General features: G+C 62.9%; 22 protein-coding genes. 18 read left to right on the top strand and 4 right to left on the bottom strand.

Features of this window, described 5'->3' with window-relative positions; genetic code table 11:
- From VL197_16890 to VL197_16880, 3 genes are all read right to left on the bottom strand, one after another.
- A partial coding sequence (locus VL197_16890; protein ID HUJ19666.1) for a peptide chain release factor 3 occupies window positions 1-978 on the bottom strand: 978 nt, incomplete at its 3' end.
- Window positions 979-1,319: 341 nt separating this feature from the next.
- On the bottom strand, window positions 1,320-1,643 hold the full coding sequence (locus tag VL197_16885) for a cupin domain-containing protein (GenBank protein ID HUJ19665.1): 324 nt from the start codon (window positions 1,641-1,643) through the stop codon (window positions 1,320-1,322).
- Between the two features lie 8 nt (window positions 1,644-1,651).
- On the bottom strand, window positions 1,652-2,044 hold the full coding sequence (locus tag VL197_16880) for a hypothetical protein (protein HUJ19664.1): 393 nt from the start codon (window positions 2,042-2,044) through the stop codon (window positions 1,652-1,654).
- 300 nt (window positions 2,045-2,344) lie between these two features.
- Between VL197_16880 and VL197_16875 the strand changes: the two genes are divergently transcribed.
- The 3 genes from VL197_16875 to VL197_16865 are packed head-to-tail and all read left to right on the top strand — an operon-like array spanning window position 2,345 to window position 3,444.
- Window positions 2,345-2,656 carry an MTH1187 family thiamine-binding protein gene (locus VL197_16875; protein ID HUJ19663.1) on the top strand — a complete coding sequence of 104 codons (312 nt, stop codon included), beginning with the start codon at window positions 2,345-2,347 and terminating at the stop codon, window positions 2,654-2,656.
- A 15-nt stretch (window positions 2,657-2,671) separates the two neighbouring features.
- Window positions 2,672-2,893: a hypothetical protein gene (locus VL197_16870; protein ID HUJ19662.1), complete on the top strand. Its 222-nt coding sequence runs from the start codon at window positions 2,672-2,674 to the stop codon at window positions 2,891-2,893.
- A 41-nt stretch (window positions 2,894-2,934) separates the two neighbouring features.
- Window positions 2,935-3,444, top strand: coding sequence for a BCAM0308 family protein (locus tag VL197_16865; GenBank protein HUJ19661.1), 510 nt, complete (start codon window positions 2,935-2,937; stop codon window positions 3,442-3,444).
- Window positions 3,445-3,474: 30 nt separating this feature from the next.
- Here the strand turns inward: VL197_16865 and VL197_16860 are convergent, their stop codons facing one another.
- The gene (locus tag VL197_16860) at window positions 3,475-3,801 is read right to left on the bottom strand and encodes an HNH endonuclease (GenBank protein ID HUJ19660.1); all 327 of its coding nucleotides are present in this window, start codon (window positions 3,799-3,801) and stop codon (window positions 3,475-3,477) included.
- A 298-nt stretch (window positions 3,802-4,099) separates the two neighbouring features.
- Here VL197_16860 and mraZ point away from each other — a divergent pair, with 298 nt between their 5' ends.
- From mraZ to VL197_16785, 15 genes are all read left to right on the top strand, one after another.
- On the top strand, window positions 4,100-4,534 hold the full coding sequence (gene mraZ / locus VL197_16855) for a division/cell wall cluster transcriptional repressor MraZ (protein ID HUJ19659.1): 435 nt from the start codon (window positions 4,100-4,102) through the stop codon (window positions 4,532-4,534).
- Between the two features lies 1 nt (window position 4,535).
- Window positions 4,536-4,895, top strand: a complete 360-nt coding sequence (locus VL197_16850) for an STAS domain-containing protein (protein ID HUJ19658.1) — start codon at window positions 4,536-4,538, stop codon at window positions 4,893-4,895.
- 102 nt (window positions 4,896-4,997) lie between these two features.
- The gene (gene rsmH, locus VL197_16845) at window positions 4,998-5,930 is read left to right on the top strand and encodes a 16S rRNA (cytosine(1402)-N(4))-methyltransferase RsmH (protein HUJ19657.1); all 933 of its coding nucleotides are present in this window, start codon (window positions 4,998-5,000) and stop codon (window positions 5,928-5,930) included.
- A gap of 81 nt (window positions 5,931-6,011) precedes the next feature.
- Entirely contained in the window at window positions 6,012-6,311 is a 300-nt protein-coding gene (ftsL, locus tag VL197_16840) for a cell division protein FtsL (GenBank protein HUJ19656.1), read from the top strand.
- Window positions 6,312-6,323: 12 nt separating this feature from the next.
- The gene (locus VL197_16835; GenBank protein HUJ19655.1) at window positions 6,324-8,054 is read left to right on the top strand and encodes a penicillin-binding protein 2; all 1,731 of its coding nucleotides are present in this window, start codon (window positions 6,324-6,326) and stop codon (window positions 8,052-8,054) included.
- Window positions 8,051-9,580 (top strand): UDP-N-acetylmuramoyl-L-alanyl-D-glutamate--2,6-diaminopimelate ligase, encoded by a 1,530-nt coding sequence (locus VL197_16830; GenBank protein ID HUJ19654.1) that lies wholly within the window; start codon window positions 8,051-8,053, stop codon window positions 9,578-9,580. The genes VL197_16835 and VL197_16830 overlap by 4 nt, the downstream gene beginning before the upstream one ends.
- Before the next feature lie 79 nt (window positions 9,581-9,659).
- Window positions 9,660-11,027, top strand: coding sequence for a UDP-N-acetylmuramoyl-tripeptide--D-alanyl-D-alanine ligase (gene murF / locus VL197_16825; GenBank protein ID HUJ19653.1), 1,368 nt, complete (start codon window positions 9,660-9,662; stop codon window positions 11,025-11,027).
- Window positions 11,027-12,109, top strand: coding sequence for a phospho-N-acetylmuramoyl-pentapeptide-transferase (gene mraY / locus VL197_16820; GenBank protein HUJ19652.1), 1,083 nt, complete (start codon window positions 11,027-11,029; stop codon window positions 12,107-12,109). Before murF ends, mraY begins: the two co-directional genes overlap by 1 nt.
- A 151-nt stretch (window positions 12,110-12,260) precedes the next feature.
- Window positions 12,261-13,598, top strand: coding sequence for a UDP-N-acetylmuramoyl-L-alanine--D-glutamate ligase (gene murD, locus VL197_16815; GenBank protein ID HUJ19651.1), 1,338 nt, complete (start codon window positions 12,261-12,263; stop codon window positions 13,596-13,598).
- Between the two features lie 82 nt (window positions 13,599-13,680).
- Window positions 13,681-14,793, top strand: a complete 1,113-nt coding sequence (gene ftsW, locus VL197_16810) for a putative lipid II flippase FtsW (GenBank protein HUJ19650.1) — start codon at window positions 13,681-13,683, stop codon at window positions 14,791-14,793.
- A 71-nt stretch (window positions 14,794-14,864) separates the two neighbouring features.
- On the top strand, window positions 14,865-15,941 hold the full coding sequence (gene murG, locus VL197_16805) for an undecaprenyldiphospho-muramoylpentapeptide beta-N-acetylglucosaminyltransferase (protein HUJ19649.1): 1,077 nt from the start codon (window positions 14,865-14,867) through the stop codon (window positions 15,939-15,941).
- Window positions 15,925-17,310: a UDP-N-acetylmuramate--L-alanine ligase gene (murC, locus tag VL197_16800; GenBank protein ID HUJ19648.1), complete on the top strand. Its 1,386-nt coding sequence runs from the start codon at window positions 15,925-15,927 to the stop codon at window positions 17,308-17,310. The genes murG and murC overlap by 17 nt, the downstream gene beginning before the upstream one ends.
- Window positions 17,291-18,199, top strand: a complete 909-nt coding sequence (murB, locus tag VL197_16795; GenBank protein ID HUJ19647.1) for a UDP-N-acetylmuramate dehydrogenase — start codon at window positions 17,291-17,293, stop codon at window positions 18,197-18,199. Before murC ends, murB begins: the two co-directional genes overlap by 20 nt.
- Before the next feature lie 97 nt (window positions 18,200-18,296).
- Window positions 18,297-19,223 carry a D-alanine--D-alanine ligase gene (locus tag VL197_16790; protein ID HUJ19646.1) on the top strand — a complete coding sequence of 309 codons (927 nt, stop codon included), beginning with the start codon at window positions 18,297-18,299 and terminating at the stop codon, window positions 19,221-19,223.
- 39 nt (window positions 19,224-19,262) lie between these two features.
- Window positions 19,263-20,189 (top strand): FtsQ-type POTRA domain-containing protein, encoded by a 927-nt coding sequence (locus VL197_16785; GenBank protein HUJ19645.1) that lies wholly within the window; start codon window positions 19,263-19,265, stop codon window positions 20,187-20,189.
- Window positions 20,190-20,284 lie beyond the last annotated feature (95 nt).

The following is a 20,284-nucleotide window of genomic DNA, read 5'->3' as shown; positions in this document are numbered from 1 at the left end:
CATCTTGTTCCGCTCGAACTTTCCGGAGCAGACGCGGATGAAGGCGATGCGGTCGCGGTGGCGCGGGTCGAGGTTCGCGTGGATCTTGAACACGAAGCCGGTGAAGTCCTTCTCTTCGGGCCCGACCATGCGGACGTCCGTCGGGCGGCTCCCGGGCGTGGGCGCGATCTCGGTGAAGGTATCCAGTAGTTCCTTTACGCCGAAGTTGTTGATCGCGCTGCCGAAGAAGACCGGCGCAAGCTCGCCTCGCAGATACTCGCTCACATCAAAGGGGTTGTGGGTGCCCTCGATCAGCTCCACGTCCTCCCGGAGGTGCGCGGCATAGTCGCCGAGCTGCTGGTCGAGCACGGGGTCGGCGATTCCCTTGATCTCGAGCACGTCCTCGGCCACGGTCACGCCGCCGGGACGGAAAAGGTGGAGGCTGTGGTTGTAGAGGTTGTACACGCCCTTGAAGGAGGTGCCCATGCTGATCGGCCAGGAGAGCGGCTGGACCCGGATGGAGAGCTTGCTTTCGAGCTCGGCCAGGAGCTCGAAGGGGTTCTTGCCCTCGCGGTCGAGCTTGTTCACGAAGATGATGACCGGAGTGTTCCGCATGCGGCAGACCTGCATCAGCTTCTCGGTCTGCTCCTCCACGCCCTTGACGCAGTCCACCACGAGGATGACGCTATCCACGGCGGTCAGCGTCCGGTACGTGTCCTCGGCAAAGTCCTTGTGGCCCGGCGTGTCGAGCAGGTTGATCTTGAGGCCGTTGTAGTCGAAGCCCATGACCGACGTGGCCACGGAGATGCCGCGCTGCCGCTCGATGTCCATGAAGTCCGACGCGGTGCTCTTCCGGATCTTGTTCGACTTGACCGCGCCGGCAACCTGGATCGCGCCGCCGAAGAGCAGAAACTTCTCGGTCAGCGTGGTCTTGCCCGCGTCGGGGTGGCTGATGATGGCGAAGGTCCTTCGCTTCTTTATTTCGTCGGAGTAGTCCATGCAATTGCGTCCCATTAAATCGGGGCTCGGTAACATAACAATTGAGGGCGAAAATGTCAAGGAATTTGGAAAAACCTGAGGCGGGGAGTAACCACGGACGAACGGGATAAAACTTAGATTAAGAACAGTATCTAACCACGGATGAACAGGGAAAGACGATTATTCGTCATTCCTGCGTAAGCAGGAATCCAGGGTCTTGTCAAAAGTCGCTGGATTCCGTGTTCAAGACTGGAATGACGGCTAGTGAGAAAGAGGCCATCCCACCGCCGGAGCAGCTGACTGTCAAGAGACCATTCGGAGGACCCGGCCCTCCACCGTGTTCATCCGTGGTTATATATAGCTTAATCGAAATGCAGCGCGAGCCAGACCGTCCGCACTCCCTTCGCGGTCCATTCCACCCGGTGCCGCTTATGGCGGGGTATGAGCAGGTGGTCGCCGGGACGGAGCGCGACCGCGTCGCCGTTCTCAAAGCTCAGCTTCGCTTCCCCTGACAGGAGCACGACCCATTCGTCCTGTTCCTGGTCATACCACTGGCCGGGCCGGGTCGCCTGGCCAGTGGAAACGATCCGCTCGAGTTTGAAACCTTTCGCCTCAAGCACCGTCTCGAAGATCTCACGCGAGCGGTCTTCCGGTAGATCAATCAGCAGGTTTCCGATACGTGACATGAGAGATCCTATTCCTTGAAGTGCGCTTTCGCTTTTTCAAATGCCTCTTCGAAATCATCTAATGCCGCATTCAGGTCCTTTTTGAGCTTTTTCTCCTTTTCCATTCCTTCCGTCTTCAGCTCCTCGAGCTTTCGGCCTGCCGCCTTCCGTTTCTGCTCCGCTTCCTTGATATGGCGGTCCATGTCCTTCTTTGTCTTTTCCGCGAGGGACTGGCTTTTCTCCTCCAGATCGTCAAGGTCCTTGCCGATCTTGCGGAACCGCTCCTCCATGCTTTTTTGCGACTGTTCTTTCTGTTTTGTATCTGCTGATCCAGGGTTGTTCGTCCGTTCCGCGGCAACAGCCAGGAACGGCAGCGCCGAGAGGGAAAGAATGATGAAGATTGAGATCAAACTCTTTTTCATGGTATGTCCTCCTCGGATAGATATAGTATGCGGCCCTTTTCATATACACCGACCGAGCGAGTACGAAAAGGACGTTGCATGAATCCCGCGACTTGCAGTCCCCCCGGCCCTGCCGGTGGTGTCTCCACCTGTAAGGCTTATGTTGCAGAACGATCATCAGTTCCGGAATTATTGCACAGGGCATTTTTATTTTCAACGGGAAAACAGGCTTGGGGGCTGCCTTTACACCTTGAGGGGCAGGGGCTATACTTAAGATGAAAGGAGAGCGAATCGATTTCGATCAATGGAGGCGGCGATTCTATGAGCGTGCTCGCAGAGTTCAGCATCGTTCCCTTGGGAACAGGCGCAAGTGTTAGTCCTTTCGTCGCAGAGGTCATGAAGATCGTGGCTGAAAGCGGCGTAAGCTACAAGGCGAACCCCATGGGCACCGTGGTTGAAGGGGACTGGGACGCGGTGATGGGCGTGATCAGGAAATGCCATGACATGGTGATGAGAGGCTCTGAGCGCGTGCTGACCTCGATCAAGATCGACGACCGAAAAGGCAAAGAGAAGCGCATGGAAGCAAAGCTCGAGTCCGTGGAGCAAAAGCTTGGAATAAAACTGAACCGGTAACGAGAGGAGGCCCTCATGGCACGGAAAATCGAAAGCGATCTGACGGAGCGGCTGAAGATCCAGGAGACCGCCCTGCTGGAGCTCGCCGAAAGCCTGAAGCGGCACGAAGTCATGCTCGACGTGGAAATGCAGGATGTTCTCGAAGAGCTCAAAGCGATCAAGATATACCTGTCCCGTGCCATGCCCGAATTCAAGAGTCAGTTCCCGGACATTCGAAGGAAGCTGAAGGCGGCGTGAACGGCCTTATCTAAATGAAGGAATAGGCAAGGAGGCCCGTTATGAGGACAATGAGCAGACCATACCAGCTCCAGTACAAGAAGAAGATAGCCACATCGGATACGTACCTGCCGCGGGGCGCGAGCCAGAGCGCGTCGGTGTGCGGTACGTGCCATGCCGTCTACCAGAACAAGCGGTGGTACGCTGACGAGGCGCTGTACGAGACGACGAAGAAGAACGGTGTTGAAATCGTCTGCCCCGCCTGCCTCAAGATCCGCGATGATTTTCCGGGAGGCATCGTGACCCTGAAAGGCGAATACGTCGCCGGGCATAAGCAGGAACTGTTGAACCTCATCAGGAACGAGGAGGAGCGTGCACGGGGCTTCAACCCGCTGGAGCGCGTCATGTCCGTACGGGAGAACGGGTCGGGATCGCTGGTCATATTCACTACCAATGAAAAACTCGCTCAGCGGCTTGGCAGGGCGATCAACAAGTCCTTCCACGGAGAATTGTCCTACAACTGGTCTCATGACAACAAACTCGTGCGCGTGGGATGGGAGCGGGCGGCGTAGGGAGCAGCAGAGGGGCAGACCTCGAGAGACCTAATCATGCTCATCCGCATCAGAATGCGGCGACGATTTCAGCGATGCAAGATACTCCTCCCATTCCATGGGGAGGAGATATTTTTTTTTGCTGTTGCACTCCTTGCACGCCGGCACCACGTTCCCCTGCACTGACCTGCCCCCGCGTGCGACCGGGACCAGGTGGTCCATCGTGAGGTCCGCGGGCTTGAACACGCGGCCGCAGTAGTAGCAGACCCCGCTCGAACGCCTTCGCTTCCACCACTGCGATTGCCGGAGCCCGCGCGCTTTGGCCTTCTCCCGCCTGATGTGCTCATCGTCCGCGGCTATGAAATAGTCCGTTGTCATTCAGAAGTCAGAAAAAAGATCAGGCATACAGAAGATAGTGAGCATACAAGAGGGAACAGACGAACGCTGCTGGCGCTGTGTTTTCTGCGGCGTCATCCGGTATCTCGTGCCTGGGTACTTAATAATACTGATTTCATGCGCTTCTGTCATTATAAAACCCCGACTTCTTCTCCGGACTACCCCACTGCCTAAGAGCTGAAAATATTAATAATTTTCTTGACATTGAAAAGCCCAGATTATATACTTTGGCCATTAAGTGGTATAAAGTGGGAAACAGTGGTATTACTTGGGGAGAATCATGTTCAGGGGCAGCTTCGAACATTCTGTCGATTCCAAGGGCCGGGTGAGCGTTCCGTCGAAATTCCGCGATATCATTGCGGACCGCTACGAGGGCAAGCTCGTGCTGGCCATGGACTTTGACAAGTGCCTCACGGTCTATCCGCTCGAGGAATGGGAGAAGCTGGAAGAAAAGATCAAGACCCTGCCGATGATGAAGCAGGAGGTGAAGGACTTCATGCGGTTCTTCTTCTCCACGGCGACCGAGTGCGAGCTCGACAAGCAGGGCCGGATTCTCATCCCGCCGTCGCACCGCGACCAGGCGGGGATCAGCAAGAACGTGCTGCTTGTCGGGATCATGAACAAGATCGAGATCTGGGACGCGAAGGCGTGGGAGGCGCGACATTCTCAAAACGGCGACAAGATCGGCGAGGCGCTCGCCACACTGGGCCTTTGATATGGATACGAAGCTCAAAGTATATCAGATGAACTTGGAAGGCGAGATCGACGCGGCTAAAATGGCCGAGATCGGCAGGGTCATCGGCCAGCTGATCAAGGGCGAGATGTACGGGCTGATCCTGAACTTCGAGTCAGCGGAGCATGTTCACTTCACGGTCCTACCGGCACTTGTCGAGGAGAAGAAGCGGCTCCAGTCCTTCGGCGGCGACATCCGGCTCGCGGGCATGTCCGAGTATCTCAAGAATATCTTCCGGACCACGGGCGTACTCGAAGAGTTCCAGGTCTTCGATTCTGCCCAGCAGGCGGCGAAGAGCTTCGGCGTCGCAAAACCCGCCACCAACCTGCCGCTGGGGCTGTGATGGATCAGCGAGGAGCGAGGAGCGGGGTGTTCGGAGTGAGGAATGAGCAGTGAAGCAGCAGAAGACGATGGAACGAACACGCCGAACACCGAACCTGCAGCTCTGAACGTAGAGCACATCCCCGTCCTTCTCCGCGAGGCCGTTGACCTGCTGGCGCCGCGGCGCGGCGGGGTCTACGTGGACGGGACGCTCGGCGCCGGCGGACATGCTTCGGAGATCCTGCGGCGGTCCGCGCCGGACGGGGTCCTGATAGGGCTCGACCAGGACGCGGAAGCGGTCGACCGCTGCAGAACGGCCCTCGCACCCTTCGGCAGCCGGGCGATCCTCAGGCAGGCCAATTACCGGGACCTGCCGGCCGTGCTTTCCGAGCTGGGGCGCGTGTCCGTGGACGGCATCCTGCTCGACCTCGGGGTCTCCTGGTTCCATCTCCGGTCGCCCGGCCGGGGCTTCAGTTTCATGATCGACGGGCCGCTGGACATGCGCATGGACCTGAGCAGGCCGCAGACAGCGGCCGATCTGGTGAACACACTTTCCCGTACCGGGCTTGCGAAGATCCTCCGCGAGTACGGAGAAGAGAGCAGGGCAGGCGCCATAGCAAGCGCCATTGACCGGGCGAGGGTCCGGGAGCCGGTCGCCACCACGGGGCAGCTCGCGCGGATCGTTTCGAGCGTGTTCCCCCCCTACCCTCCCCGCAGGATCCATCCTGCCACGCTCACCTTCCAGGCGCTGCGGATCGCAGTGAACGATGAAACGGGTGCCCTCCAGGAAGGGCTTGACGGGATGATCCCGCTCCTGGCGCCGGGCGGCAGGATCGCGGTCATCTCCTTCCACTCACTGGAGGACCGGATCGTGAAGCAGACCTTTGCCGCGGCGGCAAAGGGGTGCATTTGTCCGCCGAAGATGCCGGTTTGCAGCTGCGGGAAACAGCCGACCCTCCGGGTGCTTACGAAACGCCCCCTCACGGCGGGTCCGGATGAAGTGGCAAAAAACCCCGCGTCGCGCAGCGCGAAGCTCCGGGCAGCGGAGAAGCTGTGACGACCGGCGCATGGGTGAGGGGCGGGGGCTCCTATTGGGGAAAACATCATGACTTCACGGGCCGGTGACATTGGGTCCTTCATGTTCGCACGAAGCAGGCAGGGCAGCCTGAGGAGGGTCCTGGTCGTCCTGCTGATCATTGCTTCGCTGATCCTGTACGTTGCCGGCAAGGTGAGCATCGTCCGGCTGGGGTACCGGATCGAAGCGCTGGAGCACGAAAAAAAAGAGCTGGAACGCGCGAACCGGTCGCTCCGGATCGAGGCGTCGAGTCTGTCGTCGCCGGCGCGCATCGAGGAGATCGCGACCAGGCACATGGGCATGGTCAGGCCGCCCAAGGAAAATGTGGTCATGGTGAGGAGAAAGGCGGCGCCCGGAGAATAGGGCGGGGTTGACATGGATCGACGGGGGAGAATACTCGCAGTACTGCTGGTGATGGCCCTGGGCTATTCTCTCGTGGCCATGCGGCTCGTGTATCTCCAGGTCTTTGAGCGGGCCGCACTGTCGACGCGGGCGGAGCGGCAGCAGGAGCGCCTCGTCAAGCTCGAGCCGAAGCGGGGGACCATCTATGACCGCATGGGCCGGGAACTTGCGGTGAGCCTGGACGTGGATTCCGTCTACGGCGTACCGTCGATGATCGGGAACCCGCGGGAGGTCGCGCGGCGGCTCTCCCTCATCCTGCAGGAGAACCCCCGCGTGCTGGAGCGCAAGTTGGAGGGGGACCGGCACTTCGTCTGGCTCAGCCGGAAGGTGGAGCCGGACCGCGCCCGCAGGGTGAAAGAGCTCGACTCGAAGCAGATCGGCCTGCAGGCCGAGCCCCGCCGGTTCTATCCCAAGAAAACGCTCGCCGGGCCCGTGCTCGGCTTCACCGGGGTGGACAACGAAGGGCTCGAGGGGATCGAGCGGGCCTATGACAAGTATCTGCACGGCGCGTACGGATGGGTGCTCGCAGAAAAGGACGCCGTGGGCAGGACGGTCTTTCCCGGCGGCCCGGGCCTGGGGTACCAGCTGCCCAAGGCCGGCCATGATATCATCCTGACCATCGACGAGGTGATCCAGCATATTGCCGAGAAGGAGCTGGACGGCATGCTGGGCAGTGCCCGTGCAAGGGGCGGCTTCTGCATCGTGATGGACCCGAAGACCGGTGAAGTGCTTGCGCTCGCCGTGCGCACCTCCGGGCCGAGCCGGCCGCCGTTCAATCCCAACGAGCCTCAGCATTACCGCCCGGAGGAATGGCGGAACCGCTGCGTGACCGACGTCTTCGAGCCCGGGTCCATTTTCAAGCCCTTCCTGGCCGCCGCGGCGCTCGAAGAAAAAGTGGCCCATCCGCTCGAGCGGTTCGACTGCAGCGCCGGCAGCATCCAGGTCGCGGACCGCGTGATCAAGGACGCCCATGAGAACGGCGTGCTCACCTTCACCGACGTGATCGCCCATTCGAGCAATGTGGGCACCATCAAGATCGCCCAGCGCGTGGGCAAGGAGCGGTTTTCGCGGTACATTGCCGCCTTCGGGTTCGGACGAAAGACGGGCGTCGACATTCCGGGCGAGATCCCGGGCCTCGTCAGGGACCCGCGGCTGTGGTCCGGCGTGTCTCTCGCGGAGATCGCGATCGGGCAGGGGATCGGCGTGACGCCGATCCAGGTCGCCGCCGCGTACTGCGCCCTCGCCAACGGCGGGACCCTCATGAAGCCCTATGTCGTTTCCGAGATCGTCGACGGTGAAGGGCACGAGGGCAGGAAGTTCGGGCCCCAGGTTGTGGGACGGGCCATCAGCCCGGAGACTTGCGCGAAGGTCGCCATGATGCTGCAGCGGGTCGTGGAATCTGGCACCGGCGACAAGGCAAAGCCGGCGGGCTACACGGCTGCGGGAAAGACCGGCACGGCGCAGAAGATCGACCAGAGGACCCATGCATATTCGAAGAAGAACTATGTCAGCTCCTTCGTGGGGTTCGTCCCGGCGGTCTCGCCGCGGCTGGTGATCCTCGTGATGGTCGACAGCCCCGAGGGTGTCATCTACGGGGGCAGTGTTGCGGCCCCGGTGTTCAAAGCCGTTGCGGAGCAGAGCCTCGCCTATCTGCAGGCGGCGCCCGATGATGTGGGAGGGAGGATGCTCCTGGTTACCCGATGAAGCTCGGTGCATTGTTCAGCAGCCTCAAGAGCCAGTCGACCCTGTCTCCGGAACAGCGGGACAGGGAGGTGTCAGACATTGTCTATGACTCCCGGAAGGTAAGGCCGGGTTCCCTGTTCGTGGCCGTGCGAGGATATCACTCGGACGGCCACCGGTTTATTCCCCCGGCTCTCGCGCAGGGTGCGGTCGCGGTCATTGCGGAGTCCCGCGACCAGGCCGCCTCAGAAGCCGGGGTCCCGCAGATCATCGTGGAAGACTCCCGCGCGGCGCTCGCGCTCGTTGCCGATGCCTTTTACAAACATCCGTCGGGCCGGCTCGCGCTGGTCGGCGTCACCGGCACGAACGGCAAGACGACAACGACCTATCTCGTGAAGTCGATCATCGAGGCCGCGGGCCATTCCTGCGGGCTGATCGGGACCATCGATTACCGCGTGGGAGACCGCGTGTATCCCGCGCCGAACACCACGCCGGAATCGCTCGATCTCCAGCGGCTTTTGTCCGAAATGGTTGCGCTGCACGCCACTTACTGCGTCATGGAGGTTTCGTCGCACGCGCTTGCGCTCGGCAGGACCCGGGGCTGCACGTTCAGGGCCGCGGCGTTCACGAACCTGACCCAGGACCACCTGGATTTTCATGGGTCAATGGACGCTTACTTCCAGGCGAAGCTCGGGCTCTTCACGGGCCTGTCCGCCGGCGGTCACGCCGTGGTGAACCGGGACGACCCGCGGGCCGATGAGGTCATCGGCGCGACGCGGGCACCCGTCGTGAGCACGGGCATGACCGGGAGCGCGGCGGTACATCCGGCCGGGGAGATCCGGCACGGCATTGCGGGACTGGCCTTCACGGTGTCGACGCCTGCGGGTGCCGTGGCGATCGAATCGCCGCTCGTGGGAAGGCACAATATCTACAATATCCTTACCGCGGTGGGGATCGGGACGGCGCTTGGCTTGGGCAGGGACGCGATCGCGCAGGGCATCCGGGCGATGAAGGCCGTGCCCGGCCGCATGGAGAAGGTCGACCTGGGCCAGCCCTTCGGAGTGGTCGTTGATTATGCGCATACCGAGGACGCGCTGGTGCGGCTGCTCGAGGCCGTGCGGGAAATAGCGGAAAACAGGGTGATCACGGTCTTCGGCTGCGGCGGGGACCGGGACCGGACCAAACGGCCGAAGATGGGCGCCGCGGCGCTCCGGGGCAGCGACATCGTGATCGTCACGTCGGACAACCCCCGGACCGAGGAGCCCCTCGACATCATCGCGGAGATCGAGAACGGGATGACCGACGGGTCCGGGCCGGCGACGCCGGATGCGGCCGCCGCGGCAGCGGGCGGCAAACCCTACGCTGTCGTTCCGGACCGGCATGAAGCCATAGCCGCGGCGATCCGGGCGGCGCGGCCGGGCGACGTGGTCGTGCTCGCCGGCAAGGGGCACGAGGATTATCAGGTCGTCGGCACGACGAAGCACCATTTCGACGACCGCGAGGTAGCACGGGAAGAGATACGGAAGAGGCAGAAGACAGGGGGCAGATGACAGAGCATGGACTGGTGGCGCTTGATGAACGAGTTTAGTCCGCCTTCTGTGTTTTGACCTCTCTGTTCCGTGGTTTGATATGAACGATCCTGAAAAAAAGCAGCTGGACGAACTTCTCGAGAGGATGGAGCGGATGGAGATCAAGGGCGTGTCCATAGACTCCAGGAACATCAAGGAAGGTGAACTCTTCGTAGCCCTCAAGGGAGACCGGTTCGACGGCCACGATTTTGTTCGCGATGCTATCAAGAAGGGGGCCTGGGGCGCGCTCGTGGACAGGTCCGCGCTGGAGTTGCGCTATGAAAGCCTGGGCGGCATCAAGAACATCCTCGCCGTAGAGGACACGCTGCTCTCCCTCCAGGAGATGGCTCTGACGCACCGGAAAAAATTTGCGGTCCCCTTTGCCGGCATCACGGGCAGCAACGGCAAGACCACGACCAAGGAAATGCTTGCCAGCATCCTCAGGCGCAGGGGTCCGGTTCTCAAGAACGAGGGGAATCTCAACAACCACATCGGCGTGCCGCTCACGCTGCTCACACTCGATAGCGGGCACCGGGCCGCAGTCATCGAGATGGGCATGAGCGCGCTCGGCGAGATCGATCTGCTCGGCCGGCTCGTGAATCCCGATGTAGGCGTCATCACGAACATCGGGCCGGCCCACCTGGAGTTCCTGGGCTCAACGGACACGGTTGCCGAGGCAAAGGCGGAGCTTCTCGCGAACCTGAAGCCCGGGGGGACCGCCGTGCTGAATGCCGACGACCGCTATTTCGATCTGCTCAGGAGCAGGTGGAGCGGGAAGGTCATCACCTACGGGGTCGACCGGAAGGCCGACGTCACGGCGTCCGGCATCCGTCAGGAAAAGGACTCGACCGACTTCACCCTGACCAGCGGGGGCGAGCAGGCGAAGGTCCGGCTCCGGTCGGTCGGAAGGCACAATATCTCCAACGCCCTCGCGGCCGCCGCCGCGGCAACGGCATTGGGACTGCCCCTCGAAGCCGTCCGGGACGGGCTCGAGGAGTTCGCCCCGGTCGCCATGCGGTCCGAGATCAAGGTCCTGCACGGGAGGACCGTGCTGGCCGACTGCTACAATGCCAACCCCGGGTCGGTCCGGGCGGCGCTCGAGACGCTGGTCACGCTCAGGCCCGGCGCGAGGTCCGTCGCGGTCCTGGGCGACATGCTGGAGCTGGGCGATGCCGGCCCCGGGGAACACCGCGAGGCGGGCAGGATCGCCGCGCGGCTCGGTGTGTACGCGGTCATCGCGTTCGGAACGCTCGCACGCCATATCCTCGAGGGTGCAGCCGCGGAAGGGATGCCGAAGGGCAGTCTGTTCGCTGCCGCATCGCACCGGGAGGCCGCGGAGCTGCTTCGGGCGCATTCGCGGAATGGCGACGCCGTGCTGGTCAAGGGATCGCGCGGCATGAAGATGGAAAAGATCCTGGAGGAATTCTGATGCTGTACCACCTGCTGTATCCGCTGAGTAAGCTGGTAAGCGGCTTCAACGTGTTCAAGTACATCACCTTCAGGGCCGCGGGCGCGGTGCTCACGGCCCTCCTGGTGAGCTTTCTCTTCGGCAAGCCGGTGATCGCCTGGCTCCGGAGGCTCAAGGTCGGACAGCACGTGCGCGACGACGGGCCGAAGACACACCTCTCGAAGCAGGGCACGCCGACCATGGGCGGGATCCTGATCATCATGGCGCTGGTGTCGTCAGCCCTGCTCTGGTCCGACCTGTCGAACAAGTACGTCTGGGTCGTGCTCTTTGCCACGGCAGCCTTCGGCGGGATCGGTTTCTGGGACGACTACCTCAAGGTGGTGAAGAAACGGTCCAAGGGGCTCTCGGCAACGCAGAAGTTCGGGCTGCAGATCGCGGCCTCGCTGGCCGTCGCCCTGTTCCTGTTCAAGTTTTCCGGCGACCGGAACGCGACCCTGCTGTCCGTGCCGTTCATGAAGAGCTTTCTGCTCGATCTCGGCTGGTTCTACATTCCCTTCGTCGCCATCGTCATCGTGGGCTCCTCGAACGCGGTCAACCTGACGGACGGCCTGGACGGGCTGGCCATCGGACTCGTCGGCATCGCGGCCACGGCGAATGCCGTGATCGTGTACGTCGGGGGAAACCGGATCACGGCCGAGTATCTGAGGATCCTCTACATCCCGGGCAGCGGAGAGCTCGTGATCTTCTGCGGCGCGCTGCTCGGCGCGAGCCTCGGGTTCCTCTGGTACAACGCCCACCCGGCCGAGGTCTTCATGGGAGACGTCGGATCGCTGTCGCTCGGCGGCGCCCTGGGCACCCTCGCGGTCGTTACCAAGCATGAGCTGATCCTGGTCGTTGTCGGCGGCATTTTCGTGGCCGAGACGCTGTCCGTCGCGCTCCAGGTCGCATCGTTCAAGCTCACGGGCAAGCGGGTCTTCAGGATGGCGCCGATCCACCACCACTTCGAGCAGATCGGCTGGCCCGAGTCCAAGGTGATCGCGCGGTTCTGGATCGTGGGGGTCATCCTGGCGCTGGTATCGCTGGGATCGCTGAAGCTGAGGTGAGAAAGAAGATTTTTAACCACAGAGGTCACAGAGAAAAGTGAGAAGCTAGAAAAGGGAAGATAAAAAAAATAACACAACGTTGTTTATTCCTAAATTCTTTTGAATCTCCTCTGTGATCTCTGTGGTGAAAAGATTTTGATGTGGAGGCGGGGTGAAACCGGATTTCAAGAACAAGCGGGTGACGGTCGTGGGCATGGCCAGGAGCGGCATTGCCGCGGCGCGGGCGCTCCACGCGCTGGGTGCCCGCGTCACGGTGACGGACAAAAAGCCGCTCGATCAGCTTGTCGCCCAGGTGAAAGCGCTCGGCACAAGGGCCATCTCTGTGGAAGCAGGCGGACATCCGGACCGGATCTTCCGGGAGGCCGATCTTGTCGTGCTCTCACCCGGCGTTCCCAAGATCCCTCAGGTGCTGGCGGCGCGGCGGCGCGGCGTGAAGGTGATCAGCGAACTCGAGCTTGCCTGGCTCCTGTCCGACGCGCCCTATGTAGGGATCACGGGAACGAACGGCAAGTCAACGGTCACGACGCTTACGGGCCTCATGCTCGAGCGCGCCGGGAAGAAGGTGCTCGTGGCCGGGAACATCGGCAACGCCCTGACCGGGGATCCGGCGGCGCTCAGGGGGCGGGACTGGATCGTGGCGGAGCTGTCGAGCTTCCAGCTCGAGGACATCGAGACCTTCCGGCCGAAGGTCGCCTCGGTCCTGAACGTCACCCAGGACCACCTCGACCGCTACCGCAGCATCGGGGAATATGCGGAGGCAAAGGCCCGGATCTTCCGGAACCAGCGGAAGGGGGACTTCCTCGTTCTGAACTTCGACGATGACATCGTCAAGGCCATGGCCAGGCGGAGCGCGGCCACGGTCATACCCTTCTCGCGCCGGCTCCGGTTCAACCCGGGGGCCTGCGTGCTCGACGGATGGCTGACGTTCAACGGCCGGCGAATCCTGCGGGCTGACGAGATCAGAATCAAGGGCGTGCACAACCTCGAGAACGCTCTTGCCGCGGCGGCAATGTCCCTGCTGGCGGGCGCCGACGATGCCTCCGTCGCGGCCGTTCTCCGGGAATTCCCCGGCCTCGAACATCGCCTGGAGTTCGTGCGCGAAAAGAACGGCGTCACCTACATCAACGACTCCAAAGGCACGAACGTCGGGGCGGTGGTCAAGTCCGTCGAGGGGTTCACCCGGCCCGTGATCCTTATCGCCGGGGGTCTGGACAAGGGCAGCGATTTCAGCCCGCTCCATGATCTGTTCCGGCAAAGAGTGAAGCTGCTGATCCTGATCGGCAAGGCTGCCGACGCCATGGCCAGGGCCCTCGGCACCGCGACCGAGACGGTCTTCGCGGAGACGCTCCAGGATGCGGTCGCGCTCGCCTCCTCGCGGGCGTCGCATGGCGACGTGGTGCTGCTTTCCCCGGCGTGCGCGAGCTTCGATATGTTCAAGGATTTCGAGGACCGCGGGAGGCAGTTCAAGGAGGCGGTGCACACGCTGTAGCGCGGGCGTGTTGCTCGGAGCACGAGGGGGCACTGGGACCGGCGCCGGCGCACTCCGCGTTCCGCGCGAGAGAGCATACGAAATGATGACCGCAACAAGCCATAAAGGACAGTACGACCGCACGCTGCTCCTCGCCATCCTGTCGCTCCTGATCGTGAGCGTGGTGATGGTCTACAGCTCGAGCAGCATCGTGGCGCTCACGACCTATGACGATGCCGCCTTCTTCATGAAACGCCAGCTCCTCTGGGCTATCGCCGGCCTTGCGGCCATGGCCGTGACGATGCGGCTGGACCACCGGTTGTTCGCGGACCAGCGCGTGGTGCTCGCGCTCCTCTTCGTGTCCCTGGCGCTGCTCGCGGCGACGCTCGTTCCCGGCGTCGGCAGGGAGATCAACGGATCCCGCCGCTGGTTGCGGTTCGGCATGCTGTCGTTCCAGCCGTCGGAGCTCGCCAAGTTCGCGCTGGTCGTGTACCTGAGCTACTTCATCGCGAAGAAGGGGGAGCGGATCCGCGACTTCACGAACGGGCTGGTCCCGGCCTATGTCGTGGTCGGCGCCTTCCTGCTTCTGGCGATCCGGCAGCCCGACTTCGGGGCCGCGATGACCCTCGCGGGGGTCGCCTGCATCCTGCTGTTCGCGGGCGGGGCGAACGTCCTGCACCTGGGCGGCACGGCCGCCGCGGCCCTGCCCCTTGTCTTTTTTGCCGTCGCGCACAAGGCCTACCGGCTGCGCAGGATCACGGCGTTCCTCGACCCCTGGTCCGATCCCCAGGGGTCCGGGCACCAGATCATCCAGTCCTTCCTGGCCTTCGGGAGCGGAGGCGTGTTCGGCCGGGGGCTGGGCGAGGGGAGGCAGAAGCTGCTGTTCCTTCCGGAACGGCATTCGGACTTCATCTATGCCGTGATTGGCGAAGAGCTCGGATTGATCGGCGCGCTGGTCGTTCTGGTGCTGTTCCTGGTCATCCTGTGGCGCGGGGTACGCATCGCCATCGCAGCGCGCGACGTGTTCACGAGACTGCTCGCGCTGGGGATCACGCTCCTGATCTGCCTGCAGGGCATGATCAATATGGCCGTCGTGACCGGCCTGCTCCCCACCAAGGGCATCGCTCTTCCCCTCGTGAGCTACGGGGGATCGTCGCTCGTGATCACCATGGCGGCCGTCGGCGTGCTGCTGAACGTATCGAGGGAGGCGGCATAACGAGTCGCGGGTTATACGGCGTGAGACGTGAGGCTTCAGAGTGAGGGGTCAGGAAAAGGACGCAGAGAGCCATGAAGGTAATCATCGCAGGCGGAGGCACGGGGGGGCACCTGTATCCGGGCATCGCCATTGCCCGGGAGCTCTTGAAGGTGCGGGGCAGCAATGTGCTGTTCGTGGGTACCGAACAGGGGATCGAGGCGAAGGTGCTGCCCCGGGAGGGGCTACCAATACGATTCATCAGCGTGGGCAAGCTCAAGGGCATGAAGTTTCTCGCAATCCTGAAGACGATCGTGACGCTGCCCCGGAGCCTGGTCCAGTGCGCGCGTCTGATCCATGAGGTGAGGCCCGACATCGTCATCGGCGTGGGCGGGTATTCCTCCGGGCCCATGGCGCTCGCGGCCTGGGCGACGGGCATCACGGTGCTCGTGGTCGAGCCGAATTCGTACGCCGGCATGGCGAACAGGATGATCGGCAGGATTGCCGACAAGGTGATCCTTTGCTTTCCGGGAGCGGACGCACAGCGCTTCTTCGCGAAGCGGAAGACCTATGAGACCGGTCCGCTCGTCCGAAAGGGGATCGAGCGGGGAAACCACGAGTCGGCGCTCAGGCACTTCGGGCTCGACCAGGACCGCTTCACGCTCTTCGTCATGGGCGGGAGCGGCGGCGCGCACGCGATCAACGCGGCCATGCGGTCTGCTGCCGCGCTGCTGAAGGACGTCCCCGGCCTCCAGGTCCTGCACCAGACCGGGGAGAGGGACGCCGCAGAGGTGGGCGCAGGATACCGGACCGCGGGGGTCAGGGCCGTTGTGCTTCCCTATATCCATGACATGGCGGGGGCATACGCCGCGGCGGACCTGGTGGTGTCGCGCTCGGGAGCCACGACCGTGGCCGAACTGGCGGTCTGCGGGAAACGGGCGATCCTCGTTCCCTTTCCCTTTGCCGCGGACAACCACCAGGAGCACAACGCGAGGACGCTGGCGGCGCGCGGCTCGGCCGAGGTGATCATTCAGAAGGACCTGACGCCTGAGCTGCTGGCGGGTCTTATCGCAAAATATGCCGGGGCAAGGCCGGCGGGAGCGGCTCCCCTGGCAAATACGGCCGCAGAGGAGATCGCAGGGATCTGCAAGGACTATGTTCAAAAAGATTAAACACATTCATTTTGTCGGCATCGGCGGCATCGGCATGAGCGGCATCGCCGAGGTGCTGCTGAACCTCGGGTACCGGGTGTCGGGCTCGGACATGCGGGAGTCGGACACAACGGAGCGTCTCAGAAAGCTGGGCGGCGAGATCGCGATCGGCCACCGGGCTGAGAACGTCACGGCGCCGCACGTGGTGGTCATCTCGTCGGCCGTGAAAGACGACAACGTCGAGGTGATCGCAGCCCGGGAGCAGCAGATCCCCGTCATACCCCGGGCGGAGATGCTGGCCGAGCTCATGCGGCTGAAGTACGGCGTGGCGATCGCGGGCGCCCACGGCAAGACCACGACGACCTCGATGGTGGCGACGGTGCTCGCGGCGGGCGGCATCGACCCGACGGTCGTGATCGGCGGCAAACTGAACAGCATCGGCACGAACGCGAAGCTGGGCCAGGGCGAGTTCCTCGTGGCGGAGGCCGACGAGAGCGACGGGAGCTTCCTCAAGCTCTCGCCGACGATCGCCGTCGTGACCACGATCGACGCGGAGCACCTCGACTTTTACAAGGACATCGACGAGATCAAGGACGCCTTTCTCACCTTCATCAACAAGGTCCCGTTCTACGGCGTCTCGATCCTGTGCCTGGACCAGCCCCACATCCAGGCGCTCATCCCGCATGTGCAGAAGCGCTTCGAGACCTACGGCATGAGCTCGCAGGCCGACTACCAGGCAAAGGAAGTGTCCCTCAAGCCCCTCGGGGCCCGCTTCAAGGTCGTGCATCGCGACCAGGACCTGGGCTGGTTCGAGCTCTCCGTGCCCGGCCTCCACAACATCAGCAACAGCCTCGCTGCAGTCGCGGTCGGCCGGCAGCTGGAAATCGACATCGAGGTCATCCGGAAGGCGCTCAGGGAGTTCAGCGGTGTGCAGCGCCGTTTCACCGTCAAGGGCGAGGTGAACGGCGTCATCGTCGTGGACGACTACGGCCATCACCCGACAGAGGTGAAGGCGACGCTGGCGGCCGCCGCCGCGGGCCTCGAGAGGCGCGTCGTGGTCGTGTTCCAGCCGCACCGGTACAGCCGGACGCAGCACCTGATGGAGGATTTCTTCACCGCCTTCAACCAGGCTGACACGCTGATCGTCATGGAGATTTACGCGGCCGGAGAGAAGCCGATTCCCGGCGTCTCCGGTCACGCGCTCTACGAAGGCATCAAGCGGTATGGCCATAAGGATGTAACGTTCCTCCCCGACAGGGACACCGTTGTGAACCACCTGCTCGGCGTGCTCAGGAAGGGTGATCTCCTGATCACGCTCGGCGCAGGCGATGTCTGGAAGATCGGGGAGCAGGTCCTGGAGAAAATGAGATATGGAAACGATAGCCATTAAGGGTGAGCAGAAACGGAATGAACCACTGAGCCGGCATACGTCCTTCACCATCGGTGGTCCTGCGGACCTCCTCGCCTATCCCGCGGACGCCGAGGACCTGCGGGTCCTGCTGCGCGAGGTCAGGAAGGCGGGCCAGCCCTATTTCATCCTGGGGGGAGGCACCAACCTCCTCGTGCGCGACGGCGGGTTCCGCGGCGTGGTGATCAGCCTCCAGCGCATGGACGCGATCAGGATGGAGCGGGAGTACCGGTCCGTGGGCGGGACGTTCGTGGTTGTCTCCGCCGAGGCGGGCGCCGCCCTTCCGAAGCTGCACGCCTTTGCCCTGGAACAGGGGCTCACCGGGCTCGAGTTTGCGACCGGCATTCCGGGGACGGTCGGCGGGGCGGTCTGTATGAATGCCGGCACCGCGGAGGGAGAGATCGGAGACATCATCGAGGCGGTGACGCTGATCGCGCCCACCGGCGAGCTGGTCGAGCGGGGGCGGGATGAGATGGGGTTCGGCTACCGGACCGCGAACGTTCCCGAGGGCCACGTCGTCGTCGCGGCCCGGGTGGTTCTGCGCCGGGGGGACAAGGAGAAGATCAGGGCGCACGTCAAGGAGCTGCAGGACAAGAGGAAGCAGCACCAGCCCTGGGGGGCGCCGAGCGCCGGCTCCATCTTCAAGAACCCCCAGGAGGAAGCTGCGGGCAGGCTGATCGAGTCGGCGCACCTGAAAAGTCGAAGCGTCGGCGGTGCGCAGGTCTCCGAGAAGCATGCCAACTTCATCATAAACACGGGCAAGGCGACGGCGAAGGACGTGCTCGGGCTCATGGAGATCATGAAGCAGGCCGTCCTGGACACGCACGGCGTCCGGCTCGAGCCGGAGATCAAGATCATCGGGGAAGACTGAAACAGCAGCCGCCGCGAATGAACGCGAATGAAGGTGAAGAAAAATCTGTTTCATTCGTGAAGATTCGTGACCATGCACGGCAGAGGGAATAGATTCTATGGCTCTCGTTACGAACAAAAAGATCGGCGTCCTCATGGGCGGCCTCTCATCCGAGCGCGAGGTGTCGCTCGCGAGCGGCGCCGCCATCCTGAAGGCTTTGCAGGAAAAGGGGTATGGCCCGGTCGCCATCGACGTGGGCAGGGACGTGGCCGCGTCGCTCCGCGCGAAGGGCGTCGAGGCGGCCTTCATCGCGCTCCACGGGAAGTTCGGCGAGGATGGGGCCATCCAGGGCATGCTCGAAGTGATGGGCATCCCCTACACGGGCTCGGGCATTCTCGCGAGCGCCATCGGCATGGACAAGACCGTCTCGAAGCAGGTTTTCCGGTCGCAGGGCCTGCTCGTCGGCCCCTACGAAGTGCTGAGCCGGGCCGATGCCGGAAAGGCCGGAGAGGCATTCGCGCGCATCGGTCTGCCTGCCGTGGTCAAGCCGCATGCCGAGGGATCGAGCGTGGGCGTAAGCCTTGTCTTCACGAAGGAGGAGGCCGGCAACGCGATCGAGCTCGCCTTCCGTTACGGCGGAGAGATCCTGATCGAGAAGTTCATGAAGGGCAAAGAGGTGCAGGTGGGCGTCCTCGGCGAACGGGCCCTCGGCGCCATCGAGATCGTACCGAAGAACATCTTCTATGATTACGAGGCCAAATACAAGGAAGGGATGTCGGACCACTTCTTCCCGGCTCGGCTCCCCGAGGCCGTGTATCAGCGGACGCTCCGGGCGGGCCTGGCCGCGCACCGTGCCATCGGCTGCCGCGGCTACAGCCGCGTGGACTTCATCATCGACGATGCCGGAGATCCGTACATCCTGGAAGTGAACACCCTGCCGGGCATGACCGCAACGAGCCTGCTGCCGGATATCGCGAGGGGCGTCGGGATATCCTTCCCGGACCTCGTCGAGGAGATCCTGCGGATGGCGGTGGCGGAGAAGTGATGATCGGCAAGGGCGCGAGATACTGCCGGCGGATGGATTGTGCGCGACTATAAGAACGTAAAGGTTCCCGCAAAACACCGAAGCAGAGCAGGCCGGGGGAGCGTCAAGCGCGTCGAGGCCGGCCGCGGAAGGAGGAAGGGGGGCGCCTCCCTGTCAAGGCTTCTGGGCAGCGTTCTCCCGGTCCTGGTCCTCCTTCTGGCCGCGGCGGCGGTCTGGCTTTCCTGGCAGGCCTACGGCATGATTACCCATGCCGATTGGTTCCAGATATCGGGCGTCGACGTCAGGGGGGTGCATGAGATCAAGGATGCCGAGCTCAAGAGCATCGTGGGACCCTTTACGGGCCAGAACATCTTCCGTGTCGACCTCGAGGCAGCTGCGCGGCGGGCCCGCGCCAATCCCTGGATCAGGGACGTAAGGATCCACCGGCGCCTGCCGAACAGGATTACGATGGAAGTCGTCGAGCGCGTTCCTGCAGCGGTGCTCGAGACCGATATGGGCCGCTATCTTGTCGATCACGAGGAATTCGTGATCGACCGGGCTGTGCAGGAGTCGGCAGCCGAACGGCAGCTGCCCACCGTGGTGATCAGGGACCTGAGAACGCGTCCCGGGGAGTCCGTCATGACGGACCGCCTGAGTGAGGCGCTGACACTCCTGGCCGAGATCGAATCCCGGGGAGGGTGGAAGCCCGCCGACGTCACGATCAGGGCGGCATCGCCGGAATCACTGAGCGTCGTGTACGCCGGCCATGAGTTCAAGATCGGAAGCGGCAGGTACGCAGAGAAGCTGCGCCGGCTCGCCGAGGTGATGGCGGACGTGAAACAGCGCAATCTGGACATCGCCTATGTGGACCTCCGCGCCGAGAGCCAGGCCGCAGTGATGGCGGTGAAAACGGCCCGGGGCCCGGGAGTGATGGGCGCGAAAAAAAATCCCGGCAACAAGCGGCTGCCTGCCGATCAGCGCCACTGATCAACAGCGAAGCCCGAGACGCTTTCGATCGTGACGGGACGATCGATCCCGACTGCTCATGCGGATGCCGGCAGGGGGAGCCTGTGCAAAACGGA

The organism is Nitrospirota bacterium, assembly GCA_035516965.1.
In the GTDB taxonomy this organism is placed as follows: domain Bacteria; phylum Nitrospirota; class UBA9217; order UBA9217; family UBA9217; genus MHEA01.
The sequence above is the reverse complement of the archived record's forward strand: the minus strand, read 5'-3'. Positions and strand labels throughout refer to the sequence as shown.